Annotated in this window: 27 protein-coding genes; 17 read left to right on the top strand and 10 right to left on the bottom strand. The window is 68.6% G+C overall.

Annotation, left to right across the window (positions count from 1 at the left end; translation table 11 throughout):
* Complete coding sequence (locus ACFFII_RS09935; protein ID WP_377698720.1) at window positions 1-750, top strand: TSUP family transporter; 750 nt, start codon at window positions 1-3, stop codon at window positions 748-750.
* 10 nt (window positions 751-760) lie between these two features.
* Here ACFFII_RS09935 and ACFFII_RS09930 read toward each other — a convergent pair whose 3' ends face one another.
* Window positions 761-1,753, bottom strand: a complete 993-nt coding sequence (locus tag ACFFII_RS09930) for an asparaginase (protein ID WP_377698807.1) — start codon at window positions 1,751-1,753, stop codon at window positions 761-763.
* Between the two features lie 140 nt (window positions 1,754-1,893).
* Here ACFFII_RS09930 and ACFFII_RS09925 point away from each other — a divergent pair, with 140 nt between their 5' ends.
* Together ACFFII_RS09925 and rlmN are read left to right on the top strand one after the other, a co-directional pair.
* Entirely contained in the window at window positions 1,894-2,415 is a 522-nt protein-coding gene (locus ACFFII_RS09925) for an invasion associated locus B family protein (protein WP_090751523.1), read from the top strand.
* A 95-nt stretch (window positions 2,416-2,510) separates the two neighbouring features.
* On the top strand, window positions 2,511-3,725 hold the full coding sequence (gene rlmN / locus ACFFII_RS09920; protein WP_377698719.1) for a dual-specificity RNA methyltransferase RlmN: 1,215 nt from the start codon (window positions 2,511-2,513) through the stop codon (window positions 3,723-3,725).
* Here rlmN and ACFFII_RS09915 read toward each other — a convergent pair.
* Both ACFFII_RS09915 and infC read right to left on the bottom strand, forming a co-directional pair.
* Window positions 3,698-4,822 (bottom strand): NAD(P)/FAD-dependent oxidoreductase, encoded by a 1,125-nt coding sequence (locus ACFFII_RS09915; RefSeq protein WP_377698718.1) that lies wholly within the window; start codon window positions 4,820-4,822, stop codon window positions 3,698-3,700. The two genes, rlmN and ACFFII_RS09915, sit on opposite strands and share 28 nt — an antisense overlap.
* 67 nt (window positions 4,823-4,889) lie before the next feature.
* Window positions 4,890-5,465 (bottom strand): translation initiation factor IF-3, encoded by a 576-nt coding sequence (infC, locus tag ACFFII_RS09910; RefSeq protein ID WP_245688618.1) that lies wholly within the window; start codon window positions 5,463-5,465, stop codon window positions 4,890-4,892.
* Window positions 5,466-5,626: 161 nt separating this feature from the next.
* Between infC and ACFFII_RS09905 the strand changes: the two genes are divergently transcribed.
* On the top strand, window positions 5,627-6,277 hold the full coding sequence (locus ACFFII_RS09905) for a hypothetical protein (protein ID WP_377698717.1): 651 nt from the start codon (window positions 5,627-5,629) through the stop codon (window positions 6,275-6,277).
* A gap of 131 nt (window positions 6,278-6,408) precedes the next feature.
* Window positions 6,409-7,269, top strand: a complete 861-nt coding sequence (locus ACFFII_RS09900) for a glycosyltransferase family protein (RefSeq protein WP_377698806.1) — start codon at window positions 6,409-6,411, stop codon at window positions 7,267-7,269.
* Window positions 7,270-7,361: 92 nt separating this feature from the next.
* Here ACFFII_RS09900 and gdhA read toward each other — a convergent pair whose 3' ends face one another.
* Window positions 7,362-8,717 carry an NADP-specific glutamate dehydrogenase gene (gene gdhA / locus ACFFII_RS09895; RefSeq protein WP_377698716.1) on the bottom strand — a complete coding sequence of 452 codons (1,356 nt, stop codon included), beginning with the start codon at window positions 8,715-8,717 and terminating at the stop codon, window positions 7,362-7,364.
* A 250-nt stretch (window positions 8,718-8,967) separates the two neighbouring features.
* Here gdhA and fabA point away from each other — a divergent pair, with 250 nt between their 5' ends.
* Genes fabA through ACFFII_RS09880 form a run of 3 tightly spaced genes read left to right on the top strand, consistent with a single transcriptional unit; the run spans window position 8,968 to window position 11,537 of the window.
* On the top strand, window positions 8,968-9,477 hold the full coding sequence (gene fabA / locus ACFFII_RS09890) for a bifunctional 3-hydroxydecanoyl-ACP dehydratase/trans-2-decenoyl-ACP isomerase (protein WP_377698715.1): 510 nt from the start codon (window positions 8,968-8,970) through the stop codon (window positions 9,475-9,477).
* A gap of 17 nt (window positions 9,478-9,494) precedes the next feature.
* Window positions 9,495-10,724: a beta-ketoacyl-ACP synthase I gene (gene fabB / locus ACFFII_RS09885; protein ID WP_377698714.1), complete on the top strand. Its 1,230-nt coding sequence runs from the start codon at window positions 9,495-9,497 to the stop codon at window positions 10,722-10,724.
* A 24-nt stretch (window positions 10,725-10,748) separates the two neighbouring features.
* Window positions 10,749-11,537, top strand: coding sequence for an enoyl-ACP reductase FabI (locus ACFFII_RS09880; RefSeq protein ID WP_377698713.1), 789 nt, complete (start codon window positions 10,749-10,751; stop codon window positions 11,535-11,537).
* A 21-nt stretch (window positions 11,538-11,558) separates the two neighbouring features.
* Here the strand turns inward: ACFFII_RS09880 and ACFFII_RS09875 are convergent, their stop codons facing one another.
* Window positions 11,559-12,698: an alpha-D-ribose 1-methylphosphonate 5-triphosphate diphosphatase gene (locus ACFFII_RS09875; protein WP_377698712.1), complete on the bottom strand. Its 1,140-nt coding sequence runs from the start codon at window positions 12,696-12,698 to the stop codon at window positions 11,559-11,561.
* A gap of 76 nt (window positions 12,699-12,774) precedes the next feature.
* On the opposite strand from ACFFII_RS09875, the gene ACFFII_RS09870 reads away from it, so the two are divergent.
* Entirely contained in the window at window positions 12,775-13,455 is a 681-nt protein-coding gene (locus ACFFII_RS09870; protein ID WP_377698711.1) for a DUF1045 domain-containing protein, read from the top strand.
* On the opposite strand, the gene phnN is transcribed toward ACFFII_RS09870, so the two are convergent.
* On the bottom strand, window positions 13,431-13,958 hold the full coding sequence (phnN, locus tag ACFFII_RS09865; RefSeq protein ID WP_377698710.1) for a phosphonate metabolism protein/1,5-bisphosphokinase (PRPP-forming) PhnN: 528 nt from the start codon (window positions 13,956-13,958) through the stop codon (window positions 13,431-13,433). The two genes, ACFFII_RS09870 and phnN, sit on opposite strands and share 25 nt — an antisense overlap.
* Window positions 13,959-14,110: 152 nt before the next feature.
* On the opposite strand from phnN, the gene ACFFII_RS09860 reads away from it, so the two are divergent.
* From ACFFII_RS09860 to ACFFII_RS09850, 3 genes are all read left to right on the top strand, one after another.
* Window positions 14,111-14,944, top strand: coding sequence for an alpha/beta fold hydrolase (locus ACFFII_RS09860; RefSeq protein WP_377698709.1), 834 nt, complete (start codon window positions 14,111-14,113; stop codon window positions 14,942-14,944).
* A 260-nt stretch (window positions 14,945-15,204) separates the two neighbouring features.
* Window positions 15,205-15,579, top strand: coding sequence for a DUF6152 family protein (locus ACFFII_RS09855; protein ID WP_377698708.1), 375 nt, complete (start codon window positions 15,205-15,207; stop codon window positions 15,577-15,579).
* A 4-nt stretch (window positions 15,580-15,583) separates the two neighbouring features.
* A complete protein-coding gene (locus ACFFII_RS09850; RefSeq protein WP_377698707.1) occupies window positions 15,584-16,057 on the top strand; it encodes a DUF2214 domain-containing protein in 474 nt (157 codons plus the stop codon).
* 191 nt (window positions 16,058-16,248) lie between these two features.
* Here ACFFII_RS09850 and thyX read toward each other — a convergent pair whose 3' ends face one another.
* Window positions 16,249-17,154: an FAD-dependent thymidylate synthase gene (gene thyX / locus ACFFII_RS09845; RefSeq protein WP_377698706.1), complete on the bottom strand. Its 906-nt coding sequence runs from the start codon at window positions 17,152-17,154 to the stop codon at window positions 16,249-16,251.
* 88 nt (window positions 17,155-17,242) lie between these two features.
* Between thyX and ACFFII_RS09840 the strand changes: the two genes are divergently transcribed.
* Window positions 17,243-17,665: a VOC family protein gene (locus ACFFII_RS09840; protein WP_377698705.1), complete on the top strand. Its 423-nt coding sequence runs from the start codon at window positions 17,243-17,245 to the stop codon at window positions 17,663-17,665.
* Window positions 17,666-17,669: 4 nt separating this feature from the next.
* Here the strand turns inward: ACFFII_RS09840 and ACFFII_RS09835 are convergent, their stop codons facing one another.
* Complete coding sequence (locus ACFFII_RS09835; RefSeq protein ID WP_245688636.1) at window positions 17,670-18,071, bottom strand: winged helix DNA-binding protein; 402 nt, start codon at window positions 18,069-18,071, stop codon at window positions 17,670-17,672.
* 178 nt (window positions 18,072-18,249) lie between these two features.
* Window positions 18,250-18,540 carry an FAD assembly factor SdhE gene (locus ACFFII_RS09830; protein WP_377698704.1) on the bottom strand — a complete coding sequence of 97 codons (291 nt, stop codon included), beginning with the start codon at window positions 18,538-18,540 and terminating at the stop codon, window positions 18,250-18,252.
* A gap of 78 nt (window positions 18,541-18,618) precedes the next feature.
* Between ACFFII_RS09830 and ACFFII_RS09825 the strand changes: the two genes are divergently transcribed.
* Genes ACFFII_RS09825 through ACFFII_RS09815 form a run of 3 tightly spaced genes read left to right on the top strand, consistent with a single transcriptional unit; the run spans window position 18,619 to window position 21,839 of the window.
* Complete coding sequence (locus ACFFII_RS09825) at window positions 18,619-19,833, top strand: pyridoxal phosphate-dependent aminotransferase (protein WP_377698703.1); 1,215 nt, start codon at window positions 18,619-18,621, stop codon at window positions 19,831-19,833.
* Between the two features lie 44 nt (window positions 19,834-19,877).
* Entirely contained in the window at window positions 19,878-20,261 is a 384-nt protein-coding gene (locus ACFFII_RS09820; RefSeq protein ID WP_377698702.1) for a host attachment family protein, read from the top strand.
* 45 nt (window positions 20,262-20,306) lie between these two features.
* Window positions 20,307-21,839 carry a phospholipase D family protein gene (locus ACFFII_RS09815; protein WP_377698701.1) on the top strand — a complete coding sequence of 511 codons (1,533 nt, stop codon included), beginning with the start codon at window positions 20,307-20,309 and terminating at the stop codon, window positions 21,837-21,839.
* Here ACFFII_RS09815 and ACFFII_RS09810 read toward each other — a convergent pair.
* Window positions 21,836-23,962: a malate synthase G gene (locus tag ACFFII_RS09810; RefSeq protein ID WP_377698700.1), complete on the bottom strand. Its 2,127-nt coding sequence runs from the start codon at window positions 23,960-23,962 to the stop codon at window positions 21,836-21,838. The genes ACFFII_RS09815 and ACFFII_RS09810 overlap by 4 nt on opposite strands.
* A 102-nt stretch (window positions 23,963-24,064) precedes the next feature.
* On the opposite strand from ACFFII_RS09810, the gene ACFFII_RS09805 reads away from it, so the two are divergent.
* Window positions 24,065-24,844, top strand: a complete 780-nt coding sequence (locus ACFFII_RS09805; protein ID WP_377698699.1) for an IclR family transcriptional regulator — start codon at window positions 24,065-24,067, stop codon at window positions 24,842-24,844.
* The last annotated feature ends 8 nt before the right edge of the window (window positions 24,845-24,852 follow it).

Here is a 24,852-nt window from a genome sequence, read left to right as displayed (position 1 = left end):
ATGGAGCCTTCGCTGATCGCGGCCCTGGTGGCGGCGGCCGCCGCGGCCGGGTTCGTCGATGCCATTGCGGGCGGCGGCGGGCTGATCACCGTTCCGGCGCTGATGCTGGCGGGCCTGTCGCCGGATCAGGCGCTGGCCACCAACAAGGTGCAGGGCAGCTTCGGCGCGGCCACGGCCGCCTTCAGCTATGGGCGCAGCGGGCTTGTCGATCTGCGCCGCCAGTTGCCGACGGCGGCCCTGGCCTTTGCGGCGGGCGGCGCGGGCGCGGGCCTGGTCACGGCCCTGCCGACCGATGTGCTGCGCGTCGCCCTGCCCGTCCTGCTGATCGGCATCGCGCTGTTCTTTGCCTTCAAGCCCGGCCTGAACGATCTGGACCGCGCGGCGCGGCTGCGGCCGGCGCTGTTCGCCCTGACGGCGGTGCCTGTCATCGGCTTCTACGACGGGCTGATCGGGCCGGGGGCCGGAGCCTTCTACATGCTGGCCTTCGTGACGCTGGCGGGCTTCGGCATCCTGAAGGCCACGGCGCATACGAAGCTGCTGAACTTCGCTTCGAACATCGGCGGGTTGACAGTCTTTGCGCTGACCGGCCATCCGCTGTGGATCGCAGGGCTTGCCATGGGCGCGGGCCAGGTGCTGGGCGCGGCGCTGGGTTCGCGGCTGGCGATGCGCGTCGGCGCGCGGGTCATCAAGCCGCTGCTGGTCGTCAGCTCGACCGTGCTGGCGCTGCGGCTCTTGTGGCAGATGATCTGAGGCCGGGCCTTCAGATCTTCAGGAAGCCTTCCGCCAGCCGCCGCTCGGCTACCTCGATCCCGCGCCAGTTCTGCAACGGGCCGGTCAGGTACTTGCCGACGACCGGATGGTTCGCCTCGAGAAATCCGTAATGGACCAGGAGCGCCGTGATCGCGGCCTCGGAGGCGCGGGTGGCGCCGTCCGCGATCTTCAGCGCGATGCCCATGCCGCGCTCGGGCGCGATGGCGATGAAGACCGCCTCGGCCCCCGTCTTGACGGCGACGCGGCCCTTCATGGCGCGCATCAGGTCCGTGCAGGCCCGTCCCTCGCCCGCGACCAGTTCAGGGTGCAGCATCATCGCCTGCACCAGTCGTTGCATGGCCTGGCCGCGCGCGCCCTCTCCGCCGCAGGCGAAGGCCGACATGGCGCGGGCCAGACCCGCGACCGAGGTGGCGAAGTTCGGGGCCGAGCAGCCGTCGATGCCCATGCCCGCGACCGGTTCGCCCGTGACCTCTTCGGATGCGGCGAGGATCGCCTGCTGCAGGGGATGGTCGGGCAGGTGATACTCGGGGTCGGCCCCATGGTGCCGGTTCCAGGTCAGGAAGCCCGCGTGCTTGCCCGAGCAGTTGTTGTGGATCTGGCAGGGCGCCTCGTCCGAGCAGGTGAGCCGCCGGCTTTCGGCCGCGTCCCATGGCAGATGCGTCCCGCAGCGCAGGTCGGACTCGCCCAACCCCAGGGCGCCCAGCCAGGCGCCCACGCGGTCCACGTGGAGGCGCGCACCGCTGTGCGAGGCGCAGGACAGCGCCAGCTGTTCCGTTCCCAGCCATGCCGCATCGGCAGCCCCGCTTTCCATTAGCGGCAGGGCCTGGATCATCTTGCAGGACGACCGGGGGAAGATCACCGCCTGCGGATCGCCCCAGGCGGCGACCATGCCGCCCCGGTCCCAGACCACGGCGTGGCCCCGGTGGATGCTTTCGGGCAGACCGCCCCGCCACAATTCGAACAGGTCGGCCGCCGCCATCATCCAGCCCTTTGACAAATGCGCGATTTCCTGCCCGCAGGGGTTTTGCGGGCCGATGGTTTGCGGTTATTAGTCGCCATCAGGTCGCAAGACCACCGATTTGTGACAACCCGGCCCAACCGGGGCAGCAAGAGGGCACGAGCATGACGAAATCCATCTTCCACCTCGGCCTGGTGGCCGCGGCGCTGACGGCCCTTGCCGCCCCCGCGTTCGCCGCCGAGCCGAAGGTTCTGGGCAGCCAGGGCGACTGGACCGCCTTCGGGGGCGACGACCCCAAGGAATGCTGGGCCGTGTCCCCGCCCAAGTCCATCCGCAACACCGACGCCGAGGGCAACCCGCGCGAGGTGACGCGCAGCGACATCCGGCTGTATATCGCCTATCGCCCCGGCCAGAACGGCGAAGTGTCGTTCCAGGGCGGCTATCCCTTCGCCCCTGATTCCACCGTGGACGTGACCGTCGGCAGCCAGACCTTCAAGCTGTTCACCGAGGGCGAGAACGCCTGGACCGGCTCGCCCGACGAGGATTCGAAGCTGATCAGCGCCCTGCGCGCGGGCTCGGAAGCCGTCGTCAAGGGCCGCTCGACCCGCGGCACCCGGACGACCGACACCTTCTCGCTGTCGGGCATCACCGCCATGACCAACGCGGCGCGCGACGCCTGCCGCTGATCGCGGCTGCGGCGTTTTCGTCCCTTGCGCCAACGCCGGGGCCGCCCCATCTGGGTGCGGCCCCCTTCCTTTTTCCCGCCGCTGGATTTCCGCCGATGACGACGCACGCCGCCCCGACCCTTGAGACGCCGCCCGCCCCGGCTGCGCCGATCGTGCAGGATGTGCGGACGATCCCGCGCAAGCTGGACGCGGGCGCCCGCACGAACATCGTCGGCCTGACGCGCGAGCAGTTGCGCGACGCCCTGATTGCCGCCGGCACGCCCGAGCGGCAGGCGCGGATGCGCGTGGGCCAGATCTGGCAATGGGTCTATCACTGGGGCCTGCGCGACTTCGCGCAGATGACCAACCTCGCCAAGGATTACCGCGCCTTCCTGGCCGACCGCTTCGAGATCGCCCTGCCCGAGGTCGTCACGCGCCAGATCAGCGACGACGGCACCCGCAAATACCTTTTGCGGATCGCGGGCGGGCACGAGGTCGAGACGGTCTACATTCCCGAGGAAGGCCGGGGGACGCTCTGCGTCTCCAGCCAGGTCGGCTGCACCCTGACCTGCACCTTCTGCTACACCGGCACGCAGAAGCTGGTCCGCAACCTGACGGCGGGCGAAATCGTGGGCCAGTTGATGGTCGTTCGCGACGACCTGGGCGAATGGCCCGAGCCCGGCGCGCCCAAGGACGAGACGCGGCTGGTGTCGAACCTTGTCCTGATGGGCATGGGCGAGCCGCTTTACAATTTCGACAACGTGCGCGACGCGATGAAGGTCGTGATGGACAACGAGGGGCTGAGCCTCTCGCGCCGCCGCATCACGCTGTCCACCTCGGGCGTCGTGCCGGAAATCGCCCGAACGGCCGAGGAGATCGGCTGCCAGCTGGCGGTCAGCTTCCATGCCACCACCAACGAGGTGCGCGACAAGCTGGTGCCCATCAACAAGCGCTGGAACATCGACGAATTGCTGGGCGCGCTGCGGGAATACCCCCGCCTGTCGAACAGCGAGCGGATCACCTTCGAATACGTGATGCTCGACGGCGTGAACGACACTGATGATGACGCGCGCCGCCTGATCCGCCTGATCCGGGGCATCCCTGCCAAGATCAACCTGATCCCCTTCAACGAATGGCCGGGCGCGCCCTACAGGCGGTCGTCCTGGGACCGGATCGAGGCCTTCGCCGAAATCATCTACAAGGCAGGTTACGCCAGCCCCATCCGCACCCCGCGGGGCGAGGACATCATGGCCGCCTGCGGTCAGCTGAAATCGGCCACCGAACGCGGCCGCAAGTCGGCGGCTCAGGTCGCGGCCGAGGCGGGGATCTGACCCAGCCGGACCGCGACCTCCTCGGCGATCGCCAGCGATGAGGTCAGGCCGGGGCTTTCGATGCCGAACAGGTTGACGAGGCCGAGGATGCCATGCGTTTCCGGCCCGTCGATGCGGAAGTCGGCGGCAGGCTCGCCCGGCCCGCTGATCTTGGGGCGGATGCCGCAATAGGTGGGAGCCAGCGCGCCTTCCGGCAGGCCGGGCCAGTAGCGGCGGATCTCGGCCTCGAAATGCGCCTGCCGGTCGGGGTTCACACGATAGTCGATGCCGTCGATCCACTCGACATCCGGGCCGAAGCGCATGGAGCCGCCAAGGTCCAGCGTCAGGTGGACCCCCAGCCCGCCCGGCTCGGGGACCGGATAGATGAGGCGCGAAAAGGCGGGCCTGCCCGGCGCAGCGTAATAGCTGCCGCGCGCATAGCGCGTGACGGGCACATGGACGGGGTCCAGCCCCTGCACCGCCTGCGCCACCTGCGAAGCCCAGAGCCCCGCGGCGTTCACCACCTTGCCCGCTGCCAACCGGAAGCGCTCGCCATCCGTTTCCGTGTCCACGACGAAGCCGTCGGCGGTGGGTTCGATGGCGGTGACCTGCGTGCCAAGGGCCAACGAGGCGCCAGCCGCTTCCGCATCCGCCAGCAGCGCCTCCATCAGCGCATGGCTGTCCACGATGCCCGTTTCCGGCGACAGAAGCGCACCGTGGCAGAAGAGCGCGGGTTCCAACTCCATCGCCTGCGCCCTGGTCAGCATGGTCAGTGTCACGCCGTTCGCCGCCGCGTGGCCTGCGATGGTTTCCAGCACCGCCAGTTGCTCGGGCGAGGTCGCCACGATCAGCTTGCCGCAGCGCCGGTGGGGCACGCCGCGCCGGGCGGCATAGTCGTAGAGCATCGCCCGGCCCGCAGTGCAGAGCCGCGCCTTGAGGCTGCCGGGGGCATAATAGATACCCGCGTGGATCACCTCGGAATTGCGGGAACTCGTCTCGGTGCCAATCGCATCGGCCTTCTCGACGACCACTACCTCGACCCCGCGCAGGGCCAAGGTGCGGGCCACGGCCAGTCCCACGACGCCCGCGCCCACGACGATGCAGCCGACCCGATCCATGCCCGAACTCCACCCAAGAAAAAGGCCCGCCCCGAAGGGCGGGCCGTTCATCCATATGACCGGCGCCTCAGCGGGGCGCGATCATCATCACCATCTGCCGGCCTTCCAGCTTGGGCATCGATTCGACCTTGCCCGCCTCGCCCACGTCGTCGCGGACGCGGTTCAGAAGCTCCATCCCCAGGTTCTGGTGGGCCATCTCGCGGCCGCGGAAGCGCAGGGTGATCTTCACCTTGTCGCCGTCCTCCAGGAAGCGCATCACCGACCGCATCTTGACGTCGTAGTCATGGTCATCGGTTCCCGGACGGAACTTGATTTCCTTGATCTCGATCGTCTTCTGCTTCTTGCGGGCCTCGGCCTCGCGCTTCTGCTGTTCATACTTGAACTTGCCGAGGTCCATGATCTTGCAGACCGGCGGCACGGCGTTGGGCGAGATCTCGACCAGATCCAATCCGGCTTCCTGGGCGAGGGCGATGCCCCGGGCAGGAGTAACCACCCCGATGTTTTCCCCGTCGGCGCCGATCAGGCGGATTTCCGGAACCCTGATCCGATCGTTCGTGCGGGGGCCGGTGTCGCGGGTGGGCGGAGCATTGTGCGGTCTGCGGGCTATGGGCGTAGTCCTTGCATGGTTGAAAGAATCGATCACGAGATAATCAAGCGCGCCCCGCGATTCAACAGGCAAGGCGGGCGCTTGGGGCAGCCCGCGCGGGTTTTCCGGCGCGTCGCGCTGTGCGATAGAAGGATTGTCCCCTGTGGCGGCGGCGGATGCGGCGCCACAGGCGGGCGATGGATCATGGGGTTTCGCTGATGACGCGCCTTGGGGCTGTGATTCTCGTTCTGGTCATCCTGCTGGCCGGTGTCTTCGCCTGGCAATGGCAGTCGCGCCAGCCGGCCGAGCCGGTCGCGACCGCCCCTGCCCCCCTGCCGGGCGATCCGGCCGCAGAGGCGGGCGACAGCGCCGCATCGGCCGCAGGCAGCGCCGCCGATGCCGCCGCCGACGCTGCGGACATGGCCGCGGATGCCGCAGCGACCGCGACGCAGGCGGCCGAGGGCACGGCCGCCGTGCCGCTGGACGAGGCCGCCCGCGCGGCGCAGGAAGCCGCCGAGGCCGCCATTCAGGCAGCTGCCGATGCCGCAGACGCGGCGGCGCAGGCGCAGGCCGAAGCCCGGACAGGCGACGCCACAGACGCCGCCGCCGCGACCCAGGCCGCAGGCTCCGCCGCGCGTGAGGCCGGGACTGCCGCAGGAACCGCCACCACCGCCGCGCGCACCGCCGCCGAGATCGACCGGCTGCTGACCCCCGAGGGCTTCAACGCGGGGGAGGTCGCCGCCCTGATCGATTCGAGCAACCTCGAGGCCGCGCAGAAGCAGTCGCTGAAGACCATCGTGACGGCGGCCTCGAGCAGCCCGGCCATGCTGCGATCCGCGCTGGAACAGGTGCGGGCGGTGCTGCGGTGAACGAGGCCAGCCCCCTTGTCCGGCCCGACCCGGCCGACCCGCAGGGCCTGAACGAACCCTCGCGCCCGGCCGTGCCCCCGCTGCCCGCAGCCGCCGAGGGCCAGCCGGCCGCGCCTTTCCGCCCCGTTCCGCTGGACGCCTTCCTGGCAAGCCCCGGCGATCACCTGCGCCGCGGTCCCATCGCCATCATCCTGATCGAGGACATGGTCGAGGTCGCCGCGACCCTGTCCCATCACATCGAGGCGGGCTTCAAGAAGATCCTCGCCCTGTCGCCCGAGCCGCTGCCCCCTGCCGACCTGCCCGACGACCCCAAGGGCCGGGTGCTGAACCTTCTGTTCGACACCCGCGTCTCGGGGGCCCATGTCCGCGCCGTCAATGCCGTGATCGAGGCAGCCCCCGCCGATACCTGGCTTTACTACGGCTACAACGCCGAGTTCCTGTTCTATCCCTTTTCGGAAAGCCGCGGCGTGGGCGAGATGCTGGCCTTCCACGCCGAGGAGCGGCGGCGGGGGATGCTGACCTATGTGATCGACCTTTACGCCCCGGACCTGGCGCGCCATCCCGATGCGGTCAGCATGGACGAGGCCATGTTCGACGGGACGGGCTATTACGCCCTGGGCCGTTCCGATCGCAGCAGCGGCATCCGCGAGCGGCAGCTGGATTTCTTCGGGGGCCTGCGCTGGCGCTTCGAGGAGCACCTGCCCCCCGACCGCCGCCGCATCGACCGCATTTCGCTGTTCCGCACCGAAAAGGGCCTTCGGCTGCTGCCCGACCACCGGCTGTCGATCGAGGAATACAACACCTATTCCTGCCCCTGGCACAACAACCTGACGGCAGCGGTGGCGTCCTTCCGGGTGGCGAAAGCCCTGGTGCGCAACCCCGGCTCGCGCGAGCAGATCAGGGGCTTTACCTGGCGCAACTCGGAACCCTTCCGTTGGTCCTCGCACCAGCTGATGGAGCGCGGGCTGATGGAGCCGGGACAATGGTTCTGACGCGGGGCCAAGGGCCGCGCAGAAAAAAGGGGGCCTTCCGGCCCCCTTCGCGTCTCTGAAGCCAGGGCGCGCAATCCGCGCCCCGGCCTGCGTCAGATGACGCCCAGCGCGCGCATCGCCTCGGCCACGCGGACGAAGCCCGCGATGTTGGCGCCCAGGACATAGTCGCCCGGTGCGCCATATTCCTCGGCGGTCTCGGCGCAGACGTTGTGAATATCGGTCATGATGCCGTCCAGGCGCTCGACCGTTTCCTCGAAGGTCCAGCTGTCGCGCGAAGCGTTCTGCTGCATCTCCAGCGCCGAGGTGGCGACCCCGCCCGCGTTCGCGGCCTTGCCGGGCGCGTACAGCACCTCGCCGTAGCGGAAGGCTTCCACCGCGTCGGGGGTGCAGGGCATGTTGGCGCCCTCGGCCACCACGCGGACGCCGTTCTTGATCAGCGTCTTGGCGTGACGGCCGGTCAGTTCGTTCTGCGTCGCGCAGGGCAGCGCGATGGCGCAGGGCATGTCCCAGATAGAACCCTTGCCGGCCTCGATGAAATAGGTGCCGGTGCCCTTGATGCGGGCATATTCCGAGATGCGGCCGCGGCGCTTTTCCTTGATCTCGCGCACGAGGTCGAGGTCCAGCCCGTTTTCGTCCACGACATAGCCGCCCGAATCCGAGCAGGCGACGACCTTGGCGCCGTATTCCTGCAGCTTCTCAATGGCGAAGGTGGCGACGTTGCCCGACCCCGAGACGATCGCCGTGCGGCCCTCGAAATCCTCGCCCACGGCCTTGAGCATCGAGCGCACGAAGAAGACGGTGCCGTAGCCGGTGGCCTCGGGGCGCGCGCGCGAGCCGCCGTAGGACAGGCCCTTGCCGGTCAGCACGCCCGCCTCGTAGCGGTTGGTCAGCCGCTTGTACTGGCCGAACATGTAGCCGATCTCGCGCCCGCCCACGCCGATGTCACCGGCCGGCACGTCGGTGTATTCGCCCAGGTGCCGATGCAGTTCCAGCATGAAGGACTGGCAGAAGCGCATGATCTCGCGGTCGCTGCGGCCCTTGGGATCGAAGTCCGAGCCGCCCTTGCCGCCGCCGATGGGCATGGTGGTCAGCGCGTTCTTGAAGGTCTGCTCGAAGCCCAGGAACTTAATGATGCCCACGTTCACCGAGGGGTGGAAGCGGATGCCGCCCTTGTAGGGGCCCAGCGCCGAGTTGAACTGGACCCGGAAGCCGCGGTTGATCTGGACGCGGTTGTGGTCGTCGATCCACGGCACGCGGAAGATGATCTGGCGCTCGGGTTCGCAGATGCGTTCGATCAGGCCCTCTTCCAGGTATTCGGGGTGCTTGGCGACGACGCGGCCAAGGCTTTCCATGACCTCGATCACGGCCTGGTGGAACTCGGGCTCGCCCGCGTTGCGCTCCTTCACCGTGGTGAGGATGTGTTGAAGCTTGTCGTCGATGCGTACCATGTCCGTCCCGCCGCTGTGGGTCTCCGGCGCGCGGCATAATCCCAGACTTGGGCAGGCTACAACTGCCTTGCACAATTTTTGTGCGGAAATACGGTGAAATCTTAGGCGCCCCGCCACCTTCCGCCAGGTTGCGCGCAATATTCCGTGGGCCGGGCAGAGGCGCCCTCGCCTGCTTGCGCGGTTTGCCGCCCGGATGATAGACGCGGGAAAAGCCGGCACGGGCCGGCGTGGACAGACAGGACCAAACCGCATGGCGATGGAACAGACCCGCTTCGACCGCGACGACCTTCTGGCCTGCGCGCGCGGCGAGTTGTTCGGGCCCGGCAATGCCCAGCTTCCCGAGCCGCCGATGCTGATGATGGACCGCATCACCGACATCAGCGAGGACCGGGGCGCGCATGGCAAGGGCCATGTGGTGGCCGAGTTCGACATCACCCCCGACCTGTGGTTCTTCGCCTGCCATTTTCCCGGAAATCCGATCATGCCGGGCTGCCTCGGTCTTGACGGTCTGTGGCAGCTGACCGGCTTCAACCTGGGCTGGCGCGGCTGGACGGGGCGCGGCTATGCGCTGGGCGTGGGCGAGGTCAAGCTGACCGGAATGGTCCGGCCCAACCGCAAGCTGCTGACCTACAAGGTCGATTTCACCAAGGCCGTGCAGACCCGCCGGCTGACCATGGGCGTGGCCGACGGCATCGTGGAAGCCGATGGCGAGGTCATCTACCAGGTCAAGGACATGAAGGTCGCTCTTTCCGAGAGCTGAACAAGAAGGGCTGCATCATGCGCCGTGTCGTCATCACCGGGCTGGGGATCGTCTCGCCCATCGGCAACAACGCCGCCGAAGTCACCGAAAGCCTGCGCACGGGCCGTTCCGGCATCGTCTTTTCGCCCGAATACGCCGAGCGCGGCTTCCGCAGCCAGGTCGAGGGGCGTCCGACCATCGACATCGCCGCCCATGTGGACAAGCGCGACCTGCGCTTCATGGGCGAGGGCGCGGCCTGGAACTTCATCGCCATGCAGCAGGCCGTCGCGGATTCGGGACTGGAGCCCGGCGACGTGTCGAACCCGCGCACGGGTCTCGTGATGGGCTCGGGCGGGCCGTCCACGTCCAACTTCTTCAATGCCCACCAGATCGTGGTCGAGAAGGGCGCCCCCAAGCGCATGGGGCCCTTCATGGTCACGCGCTGCATGTCCTCGACGAACTCGGCCACGCTGGCGACGCCGTTTTCCATCAAGGGCGTGAACTACTCGATCACGTCGGCCTGCTCGACCTCGGCCCATTGCATCGGCAACGGGACCGAGCTGATCCAGATGGGCAAGCAGGACATCGTCTTCGCGGGCGGCGGCGAGGAACTGGACTGGACGCTTTCGTGCCTGTTCGACGCGATGGGCGCGATGTCGTCGAAATACAACGACGCGCCCGCGACCGCCTCGCGCCCCTTCGATGTGACCCGCGACGGCTTCGTGATCGGCGGCGGTGGCGGCGTGGTGGTGCTGGAGGAGCTTGAGCACGCGAAGGCCCGCGGCGCCAAGATCTATGCTGAGGTGATGGGCTATGGCGCGACCTCGGACGGCTACGACATGGTCGCCCCCTCGGGCGAGGGCGGCGAGCGGTCGATGAAGCTCGCGCTCGGCACGCTGCCGGAAGGCCGCAGGATCAGCTACGTGAACGCGCATGGCACCTCGACCCCGGCGGGCGACGTCACCGAGATCAAGGCCTTGCGCCGCGTCTTCGGCGAGGGTGCGGTGCCGCCCGTGTCCTCGACCAAATCGCTGACCGGGCACAGCCTCGGCGCAACGGGCGTGCACGAGGCGATCTATTCGCTGCTGATGATGCAGCATGGCTTCATCGCCGCCTCGGCCAACGTCACGGAACTCGACCCCGAGATCCGGCCGGAAGAGATTGCCACCAGCCGCATCGACAACGTCGATTTCGACAGCGTGCTGTCCAACAGCTTCGGCTTTGGCGGCACCAATGCGACGCTGGTGATGTCGAAGTTCCGCGACTGACATTCATAACAAGGATCTTTGTCCATGCCGGGATTGCTCGAGGGGAAACGCGGCCTTGTGATGGGGGTCGCCAATGACCGCTCGATCGCCTGGGGCATCGCAAAGGCGCTGGCCGCGCAGGGGGCCGAACTGGCCTTCACCTACCAGGGCGAGGCCTTCGGCAAGCGGGTGCAGCCCTTGGCGGAGTCGGTCGAGTCGGACGTCCTGCTGGACGTGGACGTGACCGACGATGCTTCGCTGGATACGGCCTTCGCGGCCCTGGGCGAGCGCTGGGGGCGGCTGGACATCCTGGTTCATGCCATCGCCTTTTCCAACAAGGACGAGCTGACCGGCCGCTTTGTCGACACGAGCCGGGCGAACTTCAAGCAGTCGCTGGACATTTCCTGCTATTCGCTGATCGAGGTCGCCCGCCGCTCGCTGCCGCTGATGACCGACGGCGGCACGATCCTGACCCTGACCTATGGCGGGTCGAACCGGGTGACGCCCTTCTACAACGTCATGGGCGTGGCCAAGGCGGCGCTGGAATCGGCGGTGCGCTATCTGGCGAACGACCTCGGGCCGCAGGGCATCCGCGTGAACGCGATCAGCCCCGGCCCAATGAAGACGCTGGCCGGGGCAGCCATTGGCGGCGCCCGCAAGACCTATCGCCACACCGAGGCGAACGCCCCCCTGCGCGCCAACGCCACGCTCGAGGCAATCGGCGGGACGGCGGTGTGGCTCGCCTCGGACTGGGGCGCCTGCACGACCGGAGAGGTCGTGACCGTGGACGGCGGCTATCACGTCCTGGGAATGCCGCAGCCCGAGAACATCTGAGCGCGGGGCGCGCGGCGGGGATCAGACGCGCCGCCCCTCGACCCAGGCGCCGCGCACGGCCGCCGCCTGGCCGATGCGCGCCACGCGGATCACGTCGGCCCGGGCACCAAGGCTCAGGCGCCCGCGGTCGTCCAGCCCCGTCGCCTGGGAAGGCGCGGCTGTCACGCAGGCGATCCCCCGCGCCATGTCGCCCCACAGGTCGCCCAGCATCAGCGCGCCCGACAGCAGCGACGAGGGCACATAGTCCGAGGACAGGATATCCAGCAGGTCCGCCCGCGCCAGTTCCTCGGCCGCGACGTTCCCGCTGTGCGAGCCGCCCCGGATCAGGTTTGGCGCCCCCATCATCACGCGGATGCCATGGTCATGACAGGCCCGCGCCGCCTCGGCCGTGGTGGGGAACTCGGCGAAATGGACACCGTGGTGCGCACTGACGGCCACCTGACCCTCCGTGGTGTCGTCGTGGCTTGCCAGCACCGCGCCATAGCGCCCGGCCTCGGCCACGGCGGTCGCTTCGTGCAGGTCGCCCACGCGGGCGCGGAGCGCGCGCTGTTCGGCGACATGCTGGCGGAAGACCTCGTCTGTCAGCCCATAGCGGGACAGCGCGAATTCGCGCAGCTTGCTCACGTCGCGGAACTGCCGCTCGCCCGGCGTGTGGTCCATCAGGCTGACAATGCCGACGCTGTCGTCGGGGCCGAACTTGGCCATTTCTTCGACCAGCGTTTCGGAACAGATCTCGGCCCGCAGGTGCAGGAAATGGCTGATCCGCAGCGCCCCCTGCCCGCGCAGTTCCAGGATCTCGTCGGCCAGCGCACGGGCGTATTCGCCGTAGTTCGCGTCCTCGTTCGAGACGACCGAGCCCACGCGCAGCGCGTCGAAGACCGTGGTGATCCCGACACTGGCCAGTTCCGCGTCGTGGGCGATGATCGCGGCCTGGTGCGGCCAATCCACGCGCGGGCGCGGCTGGATATGGCGTTCCAGGTTGTCGGTGTGCAGCTCGACCAGCCCCGGCATGACCAGGTCGCCCTCGCAGTCGATGGCGCCCTGCGGGACGCCCGCGCCTTCGGCGATCTCGGCGATCCGGCCCCCGGACAGCCGGACCTGGCCGCGCAGGGTCTCGGTCGGCAGGACCAGGGTGGCATTGGCGAGGATCGTGTCGGTCATCGGGCAGTCCTGTCTTGCGGATGCGGAACGCCCCCGTCATGCGGGCCGTTCAGGGTCAGCATCCCGGGAGGTATGGATGAAACGCTTTGCCGTCTATTACGCGCCGCGCCAAGGAGAGTTTGCGTCCCGCACCGCCGCCTGGCTGGGCTGGGATCCCGAAGCGGGACGCGAGGTGGCGCAGCCCGACCTGCCCGGCCTGCCCCGCCCGGCGGTGGAACTCACGCGCGATCCGCGGAAATACGGCTTCCACGGCACGATCCGTGCGCCCTTCCGTTTGGGTGAAGGCGTCAGCCCTGACGATGCTGTGGCGGCGGTCGAGGCGCTGGCGGTCCGGCTTGCCCCCGTGACCTGCGAGGGGCTGCGAATGGTGGACCTGCATGGCTTCCTCGCGCTGCTCCCGGAAGCGTGCGACGACGCGCTGCAGGCCCTTGCCGCGGCCGTGGTCGAGGGCACGAACCCGCTGCGCGCGCCGCTGACGCAAGAGGAAATCGCTCGCCGCAAGCCCGAGCAGCTGTCGCCGCGCCAGCGCGAGCTGCTCGACCGCTGGGGCTATCCCTTCATCATGGAGGAGTTCCAGTTCCACCTGACCCTGACAGACAAGCTGTCCGAGGACCAGCGCGCCCCGGTCATGGCAGCCCTTCGGGACCACCTGTCCCCCGTCCTGCCGCGCCCCTTCGTGATCGAGGACCTGTGCCTTTTCGGCGAGGATACAGGGGGCCGCTTCCACCTGCTTCACCGCGCCGCTCTGTCCGGCTGAAGCGCCGCCAGCAGCCGCGCCACGCCGTCTTCCACCGCGCCGTCGTTCATGACCACCGTGGCGCAGGTGCCGGGCGGCAGGTCAAAAGAGGCGCGCCCGAGCCGCTCGCGGATGTCGGCCTCGCTTTCGCGGCCCCGCGCGGCAAGGCGGGCGGCCAGCACGGGGGGCGATGCGGTGACGAGGATCACCCGCAATCCGGGGAACAGCGCCTGCGCGGCGGGCAGAGCGGCACGGCTTCCGTTGAAGATCACGTCCCCTCCCTGCAGCTGGTCTTGGGGGATGCCGTAGCACAGGCCATGCGCCTTCCAGTCCAGCGCGAACTCGCCCCGCGCCTTGCGGGCGGCGAATTCCGCAGGCGTGACGCCCTCGAAATCCTCGCCTCCGGCCTCGGTTGGGCGGGTGATGACGCGGCGGGCAAGCCGCAGGTCGGGCCGACGCTGCAGGGCGCCTGCAATCAGCGTGTCCTTGCCCGCACCAGAGGGACCGACAACGGCGAAGATCATGCCCCTGCACCCCTTTGCAAAGCCGCCGCCGCGCCGCTGATCCCCTTTCCCTGCATCCGGCGGATGTGCCCCCGGCGGTCGCGCGGGTCAACCCGCTGTTGCCCCCGCCGGGCGCGCGCGTCAGGATGCCCGCCAGATCAGGGGGACGGTTCATGGACGTGCAGCATTTCACCGCCGCGGATGGCGCGCGGATCGCCTATCGGGACGAGGGCGAGGGGCTGCCGGTCCTGTGCCTCGCGGGACTGACGCGCAGCATGGACGACTTCGACTATCTCGCGCCGACGCTGGCCGACTGCTGGATGATCCGCATGGACTATCGCGGGCGCGGGCAGTCCGACTGGACGGGCGCCGCCACCTATACCGTCCCGCAGGAAGGCGCGGACGCGCTGGCGCTGCTGGATCACCTCGGGATTCAGAAAGCGGCCATCGTCGGCACCTCGCGCGGGGGGCTGATCGCCATGTACCTGGCAGCCGTCGCCAAGGACCGGCTGCTGGGCGTCTGCCTGAACGACGTCGGCCCCCAGCTTCGGCGCGAGGGGCTGGAGGCGATCATGGACTATGTCGGCCGCCGCCCCACGGCCCGGACGCTGGCCGAGGTGGCCGAGCGCCTGCCCCGCACGCTGCGCGGCTTCGGCGAGGTCCCCGAGGGCCGGTGGGAGGAGGAGGCCGCCCGCCTCTACCGCCAGGTCGAGGACGGCGTGAACCTGACCTACGACCCCGCCCTGCGCGAGGCCTTCCTTGCCGCCTTCAAGAACCCCGACGCCACCGCCTGGCCCCTGTTCGATGCGCTGGAGGGCCTGCCGATCGCGCTGATCCACGGCGAGGGCTCGGACCTGCTGGGCGAGGACGCGGTCGAGGAGATGCGCCGGAGGCGGCCGGACATGATCTACGGCAAGGTGCCGGGGCGCGGGCATATCCCTTGGCTGGATGAGGGGGAGAGTGTGCGGGTGGTCAGGGCGTGGGTGGCAAAGGTTCGAAGAACGTAGCCTGCGTGCTCTGCGGGGGTGGTGCATGCAGACCACGCGCCCTGGCCTTGGCCGGCGAGGACGTGGCAACGGAGATGCGGCGATTGCACGTGATCCATGGAAGGGCGCGCGGGCGGGCGGAGAGCATGCCCCGAGATGAAGGCTGTCGCTGGCCGTCGCGAAATGGGTTCGCCGCATGACCCGCGCGCCTCTCGCACCGATGTGAGCGCGGCGTTGCACCCAAGCGGCTAAGCTGAAGTCCAGAACGCGCGGAGGAGCTGATGATTCGCACGACCTGCCTTGCCGCCGCCACTGCTTTCGTGACGACAGCCGCGCTCGCGCATCACGGCTGGTCCTGGGCCGAGGACCAGCTTAGCCGCCTGACCGGGACCATCACCGAAATCACCATCGCGCCGCCCCACCCCACGCTGCTGGTCGAGGACGCGCAGGGCACGGTCTGGACGGTCGAACTGGGCAACCCGGGCCGCACCCGGCGGGCGGGTTTCGTGGAAGGGACCGCCGCGCCCGGCACCCGGGTCGAGGTCCTGGGGAACCGCGACCAGGACGCCTCGAAGGCGCTGATCAAGGCGGTGCGGATCACGATCGACGGCCGCGACTTCGACTTCTACCCCGAGCGCATCCCGCCCGGCGTCTGACCGGATGCAGGCACTCGCCGACCTGCTGACCTCCCTGCCCTTCGTCGGTCCGCTGCGCCGCTCGGTCTGGGCCTATGCGCTGGTGAACGCGGCCCATATCCTCGGCATCGGCCTGCTGCTGGGGGCGATCCTGCCCTTGGACCTGCGGCTGATGGGCTGGCGCCACGGCCCGCCGCTGTCCACGCTGGCCGCCTTCCTCAGCCGGATCGCGGCTGCGGGGCTGGCGCTGGCTGTCGTGACCGGAGCGGTGCTGCTGTCGGTCCAGCCGATGGAGTACCTGCCGATGCCGGTCTTCCGCACCAAGATGCTGCTGATCGCGCTGGCGCTGCTCAACCTGTCGGTCCTGCACCGGGCAAGATCATGGCGGACGGTGCAGGACGGCGGCGCAGTCACAAGCCGGGTGCGCTGGGCCGCGGGAATCTCGGCGCTGTGCTGGCTGGGGGTGCTGGTCGCTGGGCGGATGATCGGGTTTTTTTGAGAGGGTGCGCTGGAGGGACCTGCCCGTCGTGGTACCCGTGGTGGGGACTCGGACCTGCTGGAGGAGGGCGCGGTCGAGCAGGTGCGCCACCGCCGCTCGGAGATGATCTTGAGATCCGTAGGGTGCGTGCTTTGCACGCGCCATTTGGGATCGTCGGATGGCGCGTGCAAAGCACGCACCCTACGCTCCCTTCACCCCCACACCCCTTCAAACTCCCGCCATTCGCCCTTGCTCATCCCGCTGGTCTCCTGCGTGACCGTCTCGCCGGACAGCCGCCGCTTCAGCACCTCCACGGCTTTCCCGGACAAGGACACCCCCCCTAGCCGGTAGTCCTCGAAGGCGGCGTAGGCGAGCGGGACCCAGTCGGCCACGATGCGGCACATGGCCTCGGCATAGACGCGGATCTCGTATTGCGCGTGGGCGTCGGCGCGCAGGCGCAGGAAGTGGAACAGGTTGTGGAGGTCGGTCTTCCAGTACCACTGGGTATAGATGTTCGCGGGCAGGTTCATCCGCGCGAGTTCCCGGGCGAGGCCCTGCTGGCCCTCCTGGCTCAGCATGTCCTCGTAATGGTCATAAGACCGCGTGGCGTCCTCGCGCAGGATGTCCAGCACGCGCTGCGCCTCCTCCCCCGACAGCACCACGCCGCGGCCCTGGTTGTTCACCGTAGACTGGGCGGCAAGCTGCTCGGGTGCGGGAATGTAGAACTCGCGGTCGAGGATCGAGTAGCGGGCGGAATATTCGTTCACGTTCGCGGTCCGGTGGCGGATCCACTGGCGGGCGACGAAGACCGGCAGCTTGACGTGGAACTTGACCTCACACATCTCGAAGGGCGTCGAGTGCCAGTGCCGCATCAGGTAGCGGATCAACCCCTCGTCGTTCGACACGGCCTTGGTGCCGCGGCCATAGCTGACGCGCGCCGCCTGCACGATGGCGGAATCGTCGCCCATGTAGTCGATGACGCGCAGAAGCCCGTGGTCCAGCACGGGATGGGCCACATACAGGTGCCGCTCCATCCCCTCGCTGACGGCGCGCAGCGTCTGGCGCGGGGTGGCGCGGGCCTCGTCGATCTCGGCTTGCTGCTCGGGGGTCAGGGGCATGGCGTCCTCTCGGCTTCTCTTTCCCTGTCTCTAGCGATCCGCACCGCCGCGTGCCACCATTGCCGCCGCACCAAACGGGAGAAGCACGATGCGTTATCTGCACACCATGGTCCGCGTGAAGGATCTGGAGGCCAGCATGGCCTTCTATCGCCTGCTGGGGCTGGAGGAGATCCGGCGGGTGGAAAGCGAGCAGGGCCGCTTCACGCTGGTCTTCATGGCCCCGCCCGGCCAGCCGGAAACTCCGGTCGAACTGACGTACAACTGGGACGGCGACGAGGGCCTGCCCTCGGACAGCCGCCATTTCGGGCACCTGGCCTATGAGGTGGACGACATCTATGCCGCGTGCCAGCACCTGATGGACAATGGCGTGACGATCAACCGCCCGCCGCGCGATGGCCACATGGCCTTTGTCCGCAGCCCCGACAACGTCTCGATCGAACTGCTGCAGAAGGGCGGTTCCCTGCCGCCGCAGGAGCCTTGGGCCAGCATGGGCAACACCGGCCACTGGTAAGGGGTCAATAGATGTAGCGGATCTGATCGGCCCAGAAACGCTCGACCCGCCGCCATTGCAGGTTCACCTGCGGAAGCGGCGGGTCGTCCAGCACGCCCGAGGCCTGCAGACCCGCCGCGTGGCGCAGGAACATCTGCCCGATGATCTCGCGCACCTCCTCGCCGCGCGGGGTCAGGCGGACGCGGACCGAGCGGCGGTCCATTTCCGAGCGCTGATGGTGGACATAGCCCATCTGCACCAGCTTCTTGAGGTTGTAGCTGACGTTCGAGCCCTGATACATCCCGCGCGACCGCAGTTCGCCCGCCGAAACCTCGGCATTGCCGAGGTTGAACAGCAAAAGCGCCTGCACCGGCGTCAGGTCCTCGTGCCGCAGGCGCTCGAACTCGTCCTTGATCAGGTCCAGCATCAGCCGGTGCAGCCGGTCGAGGATCTGCAGGCTTTCGAGATAAGGCTCCAGCACCTCGGGCAGGTCGTCGGCAGGAGGCACAGGCGTCGCGGAGGGGCGCAGCACGGCAAGTCGGGTCATGACAGGCATCCGTTTGGCGTCTTTCCCGCCACCCTGACACCGACGTCCCAAGATTCGGTTAAGCGCCGCGGATTTCCCTCAGCCGGCCTTGGGCATGGGCCGCGATGCGGTCCAGCATGGGCGCATGGACCTGCGGTCCTGCCGTTCCGCCGCCCAGCCGCGCCGTGATCCAGGGGTAGAGGTCCTGGTCGTTTTCCTCCAGCAGCCGCTCGTAGGCGTCAAGGCTTTCGGCATCCATCGCGGCCAACTCGGCTTCTGCGAAGGGGCCGAGGATCAGGTCCATCTCGCGCGTGCCGCGCCGCCAGCTGCGCATGACGATCCGCTTCAGCCGGGCCTTGTGATCATCCATTCGCATTCCTCCTGCGCTTGCGACGGTGCCGCCCCGCGCCTATCACCACCCCGTCCCCCATGGTTCCGGAGCGCGCCGATGAGCTTTCTGTCGCAGACCCTGTCCCGCGTCAAACCCTCGCCTACCATCGCCATGACGAACCTGGCGCGCGAACTGGCGGCAGAGGGCCGAGACATCATCAGCCTGTCGGCCGGAGAGCCGGATTTCGACACCCCTGCCCATATCCGCGAGGCCGGCAAGGCCGCCATCGACGCGGGCCACACCCGCTATACCGCCGTGGACGGCATCCCGGAGCTGAAGCGCGCGGTCGCCGACAAGTTCCGGCGCGAGAACGGGCTGGACTATTCGCCCCGGCAGATCACCGTGGGCACAGGCGGCAAGCAGATCCTCTACAACGCGCTGATGGCGACGCTGAACCCCGGCGACGAGGTCATCATCCCCGCACCCTACTGGGTCAGCTATCCCGACATGGTGAGCTTGGGCGGCGGCACGCCCGTGATCGTCACCGGCAGCTTGGAAAACGGCTACCGCATCACGCCCGAGCAGCTTGAGGCGGCGATCACGCCGCAGACGAAATGGGTCATCCTGAACTCGCCCTCGAACCCCACCGGCGCGGGCTATGGCCAAGAGCACATGCGCGCCCTGACGGACGTTCTGCTGCGGCATCCCCATGTCTGGGTGCTGGCCGACGACATCTACGAACATCTCGTCTATGACGATTTCCGCTTCGTGACGCCGGCGCAGGTGGAACCGCGGCTGATCGACCGCACGCTGACCATGAACGGCGTCAGCAAGGCCTATGCGATGACCGGCTGGCGGATCGGTTATGGCGCGGGGCCGGTCGAACTGATCAGGGCGATGGCGAACGTGCAGGGGCAATCGACCTCGAACCCTTGCTCGATCAGCCAATATGCGGCGCTGGCCGCGCTGACCGGGCCGCAGGACTACATCACGGAAAGCCGAGCGGCCTTCCAGCGCCGTCGCGACCTGGTCGTCTCGGGCCTGAACCAGTGCGAGGGGATCGACTGCCCCACCCCGCAGGGGGCCTTCTACGTCTATCCCTCGATCGCGCGCCTGATCGGCCGCCGCACGCCCGGGGGCACGGTCATCGCCGACGACCGCACCTTCGCGATGGAGCTGCTGAACGCGACCGGCGTCGCCGTCGTCTTCGGCGAGGCCTTCGGCCTCTCGCCGCATTTCCGCATCAGCTATGCCGCCTCGGACGAGCAGCTGGCCGATGCCATCGCCCGTATCCGCGGCTTCTGTGGCAACCTGCGGCAGGAACCGGCGTGACAGGGGGGCGTTCTGGTCGGGAATAAACCCGAAAGGACAAGAACATGCTGTCTCGTGATGCGCTGGTCGTCGTTGCCGACGGGAAAAAGGCCGTGCTGTTCCGCAACACCGGCAAGTTCAGGATCGAGCTTGAGGAGGTCGAGCGGATCGGCCCTGCCAACCTGCAGGACGAAAGCCAAGGCCGGCAGCCCGACGACACGCCCCCCCGCGACGAGGACGAGGCGACCTTCGCCAAGCAGCTGACCGAGCGGCTGAACCTCATGGTTCTGCAGAACAAGGTGCAGGAACTGGCGATCATCGCCGATCCGAACACGCTGGGCGTCATGCGGAAGAACTATCACAAGATGCTGGAGCAGAAGGTGGTGAAGGAGGTCGCCAAGACCCTGACCGCTGCCAGTGCCGACGAGATCGCCCGCGCGCTGGCCTGACCGGGAGAATCGTCAGAACAGGGCGCCGCGGCGCGGATCATCCCCATGGAGCTTGCGGCCCTTTTCGTCATCGTCCCGGCGCTCGTCCTGGCGATCCTGCGGCTGTATTACCGCCCGCCCTCGCTGAGGAACCGCACGGTCAGCGAGGCGGTGCACCTGTCCGACGCCACCACGATCGGCCGCGCGGTCCTGGCGCATGGGGGCGCGCGGTCCAGCGTCAGCGGGGTCGTGGCGCTGCATGACGGGCTGGACGCCTTCGGCGCGCGCATTTCGCTGATCCGCGAGGCCGAGGTGGCGCTGGACGTCCAGTATTACATCTGGCAGCGCGACATGACCGGGCTCGTCCTGCTGGACGAATTGCGTCAGGCGGCGGAACGCGGCGTGCGCGTCCGGCTGCTTCTGGACGACAACGGCATCTCGGGGCTGGACGCCGATCTGGCCGCGCTGAACGCGCATCCGAATGTCGAGGTGCGGCTGTTCAATCCCTTCATCCTGCGCCGCCCCAAGCTGCTGGGCTATCTTTTCGATTTCCGCCGCCTGAACCGGCGGATGCACAACAAGCTGATGGTCGCGGATGGCGCGGCGGCGATCCTCGGCGGGCGCAACATCGGTGACATCTATTTCGCCTATGGCGAGGGGCCGCATTACCTCGACACCGACGTGCTGGCGATGGGCCGGGTGGCGGTGGACGCGGGCGAGGACTTCGACCGCTACTGGGCCAGCGGCTCGGCCTATCCAGCCGAGCTGATCCTGCCCGCCCCGGGCGAAACCAGCGCCCGCAGCGACCTGGACGTGCTGCTGGCGGACGACCGGGCGCTGGCCTACCGGCAGACCGTGGTGACGCGGCCCCTGGTGCAGGACATGGTGCAGGGGCGGCTGGCGCTGGACTGGACGCCGGTCACGCTGATCAGCGACGATCCCGCCAAGGGATTGGGCCGGCACCGCAACCGCGACCTGATGTTCGCGCGGCTGATGCGGATGATCGCCAGCCCAGAGGACTCGGTGGACATCATCTCGGCCTATTTCGTGCCCGGCAAGCGTTTCACCCAGCGTCTGGCGCGGCTGGTCGCCGAAGGGCGGCAGGTCCGCATCCTCACGAACTCGCAGGAGGCGACGGACGTGCTGGTCGTCCATTCAGCCTATGTGAAATACCGCCCGCGGCTGATCGACACTGGCGTGCGCCTGTACGAGCTGCGCGCCAACCGCGGCATGCCGCCCGAGCCGCGCACCCCCGGCACCTCGACCCGCGCGAGCCTGCATTCCAAGACGGTCTGCGTGGACCACGAGCGGATCTTCATCGGCTCGTTCAATTTCGATCCCCGCTCGATCATCTTCAACACCGAGATGGGGGTGATGATCGACAGTCCCCGCTTGGCTTCCGAGGTCAGCCGGGGACTGGACGAGGTGCTGCCGCTGGTCAGCTACGGCCCGCGCCGGGACAAGGGCGGGCGGCTGGTCTGGCACGAGCCTGCGGTGGACGACGCCGAGATCGTCCACCGCCGAGAGCCGGGCACCAATTTCGCCCAGCGCGCGTTGTTGTGGCTGATCGGCAGGTTGCCGATCGAGTGGCTGCTTTAGGCCCGGGCCTTGGCCGCCCGGCGCGCGGCGTGCAGCAGCGGCTCGGTATAGCCCGAGGGCTGTTCGGCCCCCTTCAGGATCAGGTCGCGCGCGGCGTTGAAGGCCGGGCCGTCCAGCGCCGGTGCCATCGGCTGGTACAGCGGATCGCCCGCGTTCTGGCGGTCCACCTTCTCGGCCATGCGCGCCAGCGAATCCTGCACCTGCGCTTCGGTGATGATCCCGTGCTTCAGCCAGTTCGCCAGATGCTGGGCCGAGATCCGCAGCGTCGCCCGGTCCTCCATCAGCGCCACGTCCTCGTAGTCGGGCACCTTGGAACAGCCGATGCCCTGGTCCACCCAGCGCACGACATAGCCCAGGATCGACTGGCAGGAGTTGTCGATCTCATAGGCGACCTCGTCGGGCGAGAGGTTCGCGCCCCCCAGCAGCGGCGGCGTCAGCAATGCGTCAAGCGAGGGCTTTTCGCGCGAGCGCAGCCCTTCCTGCACCTCGTGGACGGACACCTGGTGGTAATGCGTCGCGTGCAGCGTGGCGGCGGTGGGCGACGGCACCCAGGCGGTGTTGGCGCCCGCCTGCGGATGGCCGATCTTGGCCTTCAGCATGTCGGCCATGTCGTCGGGCTTGGCCCACATGCCCTTGCCGATCTGGCCCCGGCCCGCCAGACCCAGCGCAAGGCCGGTGTCCACGTTTCCGGCCTCGTAGGCCCCCAGCCACGCCTGATCCTTCATGCGCGCTTTCGGCACCATCGGCCCGGCTTCCATCGAGGTGTGGATCTCGTCGCCCGTGCGGTCGAGGAAGCCCGTGTTGATGAACACGACGCGGTCCTTCACCTGCGCGAGGCAGGCCGCGAGGTTGGCCGAGGTCCGGCGTTCCTCGTCCATCACGCCCAGCTTCACGGTGTTGGCGGGCAGGCCGAGAATACGCTCGACGCCGGCATAAAGCCGTTCTGCAAAGGCGACCTCGTCAGGGCCATGCATCTTCGGCTTCACGACATAGATCGAGCCGGTGCGCGAGTTCCGCCTGGCGGGCAGGTCATGCATGGCGCCGGCGACGGTCATCAGGGCGTCCATGATGCCCTCGGGCGTTTCCTGCCCGTCCAGCAGCACGGCGTCGGTGGTCATCAGGTGGCCGACGTTGCGGACCAGCAGCACGGCGCGGCCGGGATGGGTGACCTCGTTCCCCTGCGGGTCGGTATAGGTCACGTCCTCGGCCAGACGGCGCGTCATCTGCCGCCCGCCCTTCTCGAAGGTGTCGGTCAGGTCGCCGCGCATCAGGCCCAGCCAGTTGCGGTAGTTGGCGACCTTGTCCTCGGCATCGACGGCGGCGACCGAGTCCTCGAAGTCCTGGATCGCCGTCAGGGCGCTTTCCAGGATGACGTCCGAGATGCCCGCCTTGTCGTCGCGGCCGATGGGCGTGCTGCGGTCCACCTTCAGCCGGATCAGCAGGCCGTTCACGCGCAGGAACACGTCCTCGCCGCTGGTGCCCGCAAATTGGGCCGTATCGGCAAGGCCGGTCTCGCCCGCGCCCGTGGTCAGGACCAGACGGCCGCCCTCGGCCTTCATGCCCGTGATGTCGGCCCAGGAGGCGCCGTCCAGCGGCGCCACGGAATCGAGGTGCTTGCGCGCCCAGGCGATCACCTGCGCGCCGCGCCCGGCATCATAGCCGCCCGGAGCGGCTTTCCCCGGCAGCGCGTCGGTGCCGTAAAGCGCGTCATACAGCGAGCCCCAGCGCGCGTTCGCCGCGTTCAGGGCAAAGCGGGCGTTGCTGATCGGAACGACAAGCTGCGGGCCCGCGACCTGCGCCAGTTCCGGGTCCACGTTGGTCGTGCCGATGGTGAAGGGCGCGGGCTCGTCCACCAGATAGCCGATCTCGCGCAGGAAGGCGCGATAGGCTTCGGCGTCATGGGGCTGGCCGCGGCGGGTGCGGTGCCAGTCGTCGATCTGCGCCTGCAACTCGTCGCGGCGCTTCAGCAAGGCCCGGTTCTCGGGGGCAAGCTCGCGCAGCAGCGCGGCATAGCCGTCCCAGAAGGCTTGGGGCGTGACGCCGCCGGTCAGCAGGTCCTTTTCGACCAACTCGGCCAAGGGGGCTGCCACCTGCAAACCTGCGCGCTCAACGTGATCGGTCATCTTCAACCCTCCATCAGTGCAGCCGGTTGGATAGCAGGCGGGCGAAGCAAAGGTGACAATGCCGCCGGATTTTTCCATGATGCGGCAAACGGAGGAAGACCTATGGCGGAGAACGGGGTCCAGTCGGTCAGCCGCGCGCTGACGCTGCTGCGGCTGCTGGCGCAGGGGGACGGCAGTCGGCTCAGCGATCTTGCGCGGGGGGCGGGGCTGCCGGTGTCCACCGCGCATCGCCTGCTGACGACGATGGAGCAGCAGGGCTTCGCGCAGTTCGAGCCCGCATCGTCCGCCTGGCACGTCGGGCGCGACGCCTTTTCGGTCGGCATGGCCTATGGGCGCAGGCTCAGCTTCGTGGCCCCTGCCCTGCCGCTGCTGCGGCGGCTGCGCGACGCCACGCGCGAGACAGCGAACCTCGGCATTCTGGACGACGATCACCTGGTGACGGTCAGCCAGGTCGAAAGCCGTGAAATCCGGCGGGCGCTGTCCCCTCCCGGTCGCCGGGTGCCGGTGTTTTCCTCGGCCATGGGCAAGGCGATCCTGGCGACCTGGCGCGACGAGGACGTGCTGGCGCTGGCCGACCGCGCCGGTCTGCCGCCGCTGACCTCGAAAAGCCTGCGCACCCGCGACGCGGCCCTGGCCGACATCGAGCGCACCCGCGCACGCGGCTGGGCGCTGGACGACGAAGAGTTCAACCTCGGCATGCGCTGCCTTGCCGCCGTGGTCTGGTCGCCGCAGGGCGAGGCCGCCTGCGCCATCTCGATCTCGGGCGCGGCAGGGCGCCTGACGGATGACCGGATCGCGCCGCTGGGCACGCTGGTGGCGCAGGCAGCCGAGGAGCTGACGGCGCTGCTGGGCGGGGTGGCGCCAGAGGGCGGTGCTGGCTGATCTTCAGA

Origin of the sequence: Paracoccus niistensis (assembly GCF_042432925.1) — a bacterium.
Classification (GTDB): domain Bacteria; phylum Pseudomonadota; class Alphaproteobacteria; order Rhodobacterales; family Rhodobacteraceae; genus Paracoccus; species Paracoccus niistensis.
This window is presented reverse-complemented; position numbering and strand designations above follow the sequence as displayed.

What these genes read in the sequence shown, in the direction of transcription:
- fabB (WP_377698714.1), top strand. Translation starts at nt 9,495, where the DNA reads ATGCGCCGTGTCGTCATCACCGGGCTGGGGATCGTCTCGCCCATCGGC.
- ACFFII_RS09880 (WP_377698713.1), top strand. Translation starts at nt 10,749, where the DNA reads ATGCCGGGATTGCTCGAGGGGAAACGCGGCCTTGTGATGGGGGTCGCC.
- rlmN (WP_377698719.1), top strand. Translation starts at nt 2,511, where the DNA reads ATGACGACGCACGCCGCCCCGACCCTTGAGACGCCGCCCGCCCCGGCT.
- thyX (WP_377698706.1), bottom strand. Translation starts at nt 17,154, where the DNA reads ATGCCCCTGACCCCCGAGCAGCAAGCCGAGATCGACGAGGCCCGCGCC.
- ACFFII_RS09905 (WP_377698717.1), top strand. Translation starts at nt 5,627, where the DNA reads ATGACGCGCCTTGGGGCTGTGATTCTCGTTCTGGTCATCCTGCTGGCC.
- ACFFII_RS09840 (WP_377698705.1), top strand. Translation starts at nt 17,243, where the DNA reads ATGCGTTATCTGCACACCATGGTCCGCGTGAAGGATCTGGAGGCCAGC.
- ACFFII_RS09820 (WP_377698702.1), top strand. Translation starts at nt 19,878, where the DNA reads ATGCTGTCTCGTGATGCGCTGGTCGTCGTTGCCGACGGGAAAAAGGCC.
- ACFFII_RS09915 (WP_377698718.1), bottom strand. Translation starts at nt 4,822, where the DNA reads ATGGATCGGGTCGGCTGCATCGTCGTGGGCGCGGGCGTCGTGGGACTG.
- ACFFII_RS09855 (WP_377698708.1), top strand. Translation starts at nt 15,205, where the DNA reads ATGATTCGCACGACCTGCCTTGCCGCCGCCACTGCTTTCGTGACGACA.
- ACFFII_RS09810 (WP_377698700.1), bottom strand. Translation starts at nt 23,962, where the DNA reads ATGACCGATCACGTTGAGCGCGCAGGTTTGCAGGTGGCAGCCCCCTTG.
- ACFFII_RS09870 (WP_377698711.1), top strand. Translation starts at nt 12,775, where the DNA reads ATGAAACGCTTTGCCGTCTATTACGCGCCGCGCCAAGGAGAGTTTGCG.
- ACFFII_RS09830 (WP_377698704.1), bottom strand. Translation starts at nt 18,540, where the DNA reads ATGGATGATCACAAGGCCCGGCTGAAGCGGATCGTCATGCGCAGCTGG.
- gdhA (WP_377698716.1), bottom strand. Translation starts at nt 8,717, where the DNA reads ATGGTACGCATCGACGACAAGCTTCAACACATCCTCACCACGGTGAAG.
- ACFFII_RS09850 (WP_377698707.1), top strand. Translation starts at nt 15,584, where the DNA reads ATGCAGGCACTCGCCGACCTGCTGACCTCCCTGCCCTTCGTCGGTCCG.
- ACFFII_RS09930 (WP_377698807.1), bottom strand. Translation starts at nt 1,753, where the DNA reads ATGATGGCGGCGGCCGACCTGTTCGAATTGTGGCGGGGCGGTCTGCCC.
- ACFFII_RS09835 (WP_245688636.1), bottom strand. Translation starts at nt 18,071, where the DNA reads ATGCTGGACCTGATCAAGGACGAGTTCGAGCGCCTGCGGCACGAGGAC.
- ACFFII_RS09825 (WP_377698703.1), top strand. Translation starts at nt 18,619, where the DNA reads ATGAGCTTTCTGTCGCAGACCCTGTCCCGCGTCAAACCCTCGCCTACC.
- ACFFII_RS09860 (WP_377698709.1), top strand. Translation starts at nt 14,111, where the DNA reads ATGGACGTGCAGCATTTCACCGCCGCGGATGGCGCGCGGATCGCCTAT.
- ACFFII_RS09875 (WP_377698712.1), bottom strand. Translation starts at nt 12,698, where the DNA reads ATGACCGACACGATCCTCGCCAATGCCACCCTGGTCCTGCCGACCGAG.
- ACFFII_RS09815 (WP_377698701.1), top strand. Translation starts at nt 20,307, where the DNA reads ATGGAGCTTGCGGCCCTTTTCGTCATCGTCCCGGCGCTCGTCCTGGCG.
- phnN (WP_377698710.1), bottom strand. Translation starts at nt 13,958, where the DNA reads ATGATCTTCGCCGTTGTCGGTCCCTCTGGTGCGGGCAAGGACACGCTG.
- ACFFII_RS09805 (WP_377698699.1), top strand. Translation starts at nt 24,065, where the DNA reads ATGGCGGAGAACGGGGTCCAGTCGGTCAGCCGCGCGCTGACGCTGCTG.
- fabA (WP_377698715.1), top strand. Translation starts at nt 8,968, where the DNA reads ATGGCGATGGAACAGACCCGCTTCGACCGCGACGACCTTCTGGCCTGC.
- ACFFII_RS09925 (WP_090751523.1), top strand. Translation starts at nt 1,894, where the DNA reads ATGACGAAATCCATCTTCCACCTCGGCCTGGTGGCCGCGGCGCTGACG.
- ACFFII_RS09935 (WP_377698720.1), top strand. Translation starts at nt 1, where the DNA reads ATGGAGCCTTCGCTGATCGCGGCCCTGGTGGCGGCGGCCGCCGCGGCC.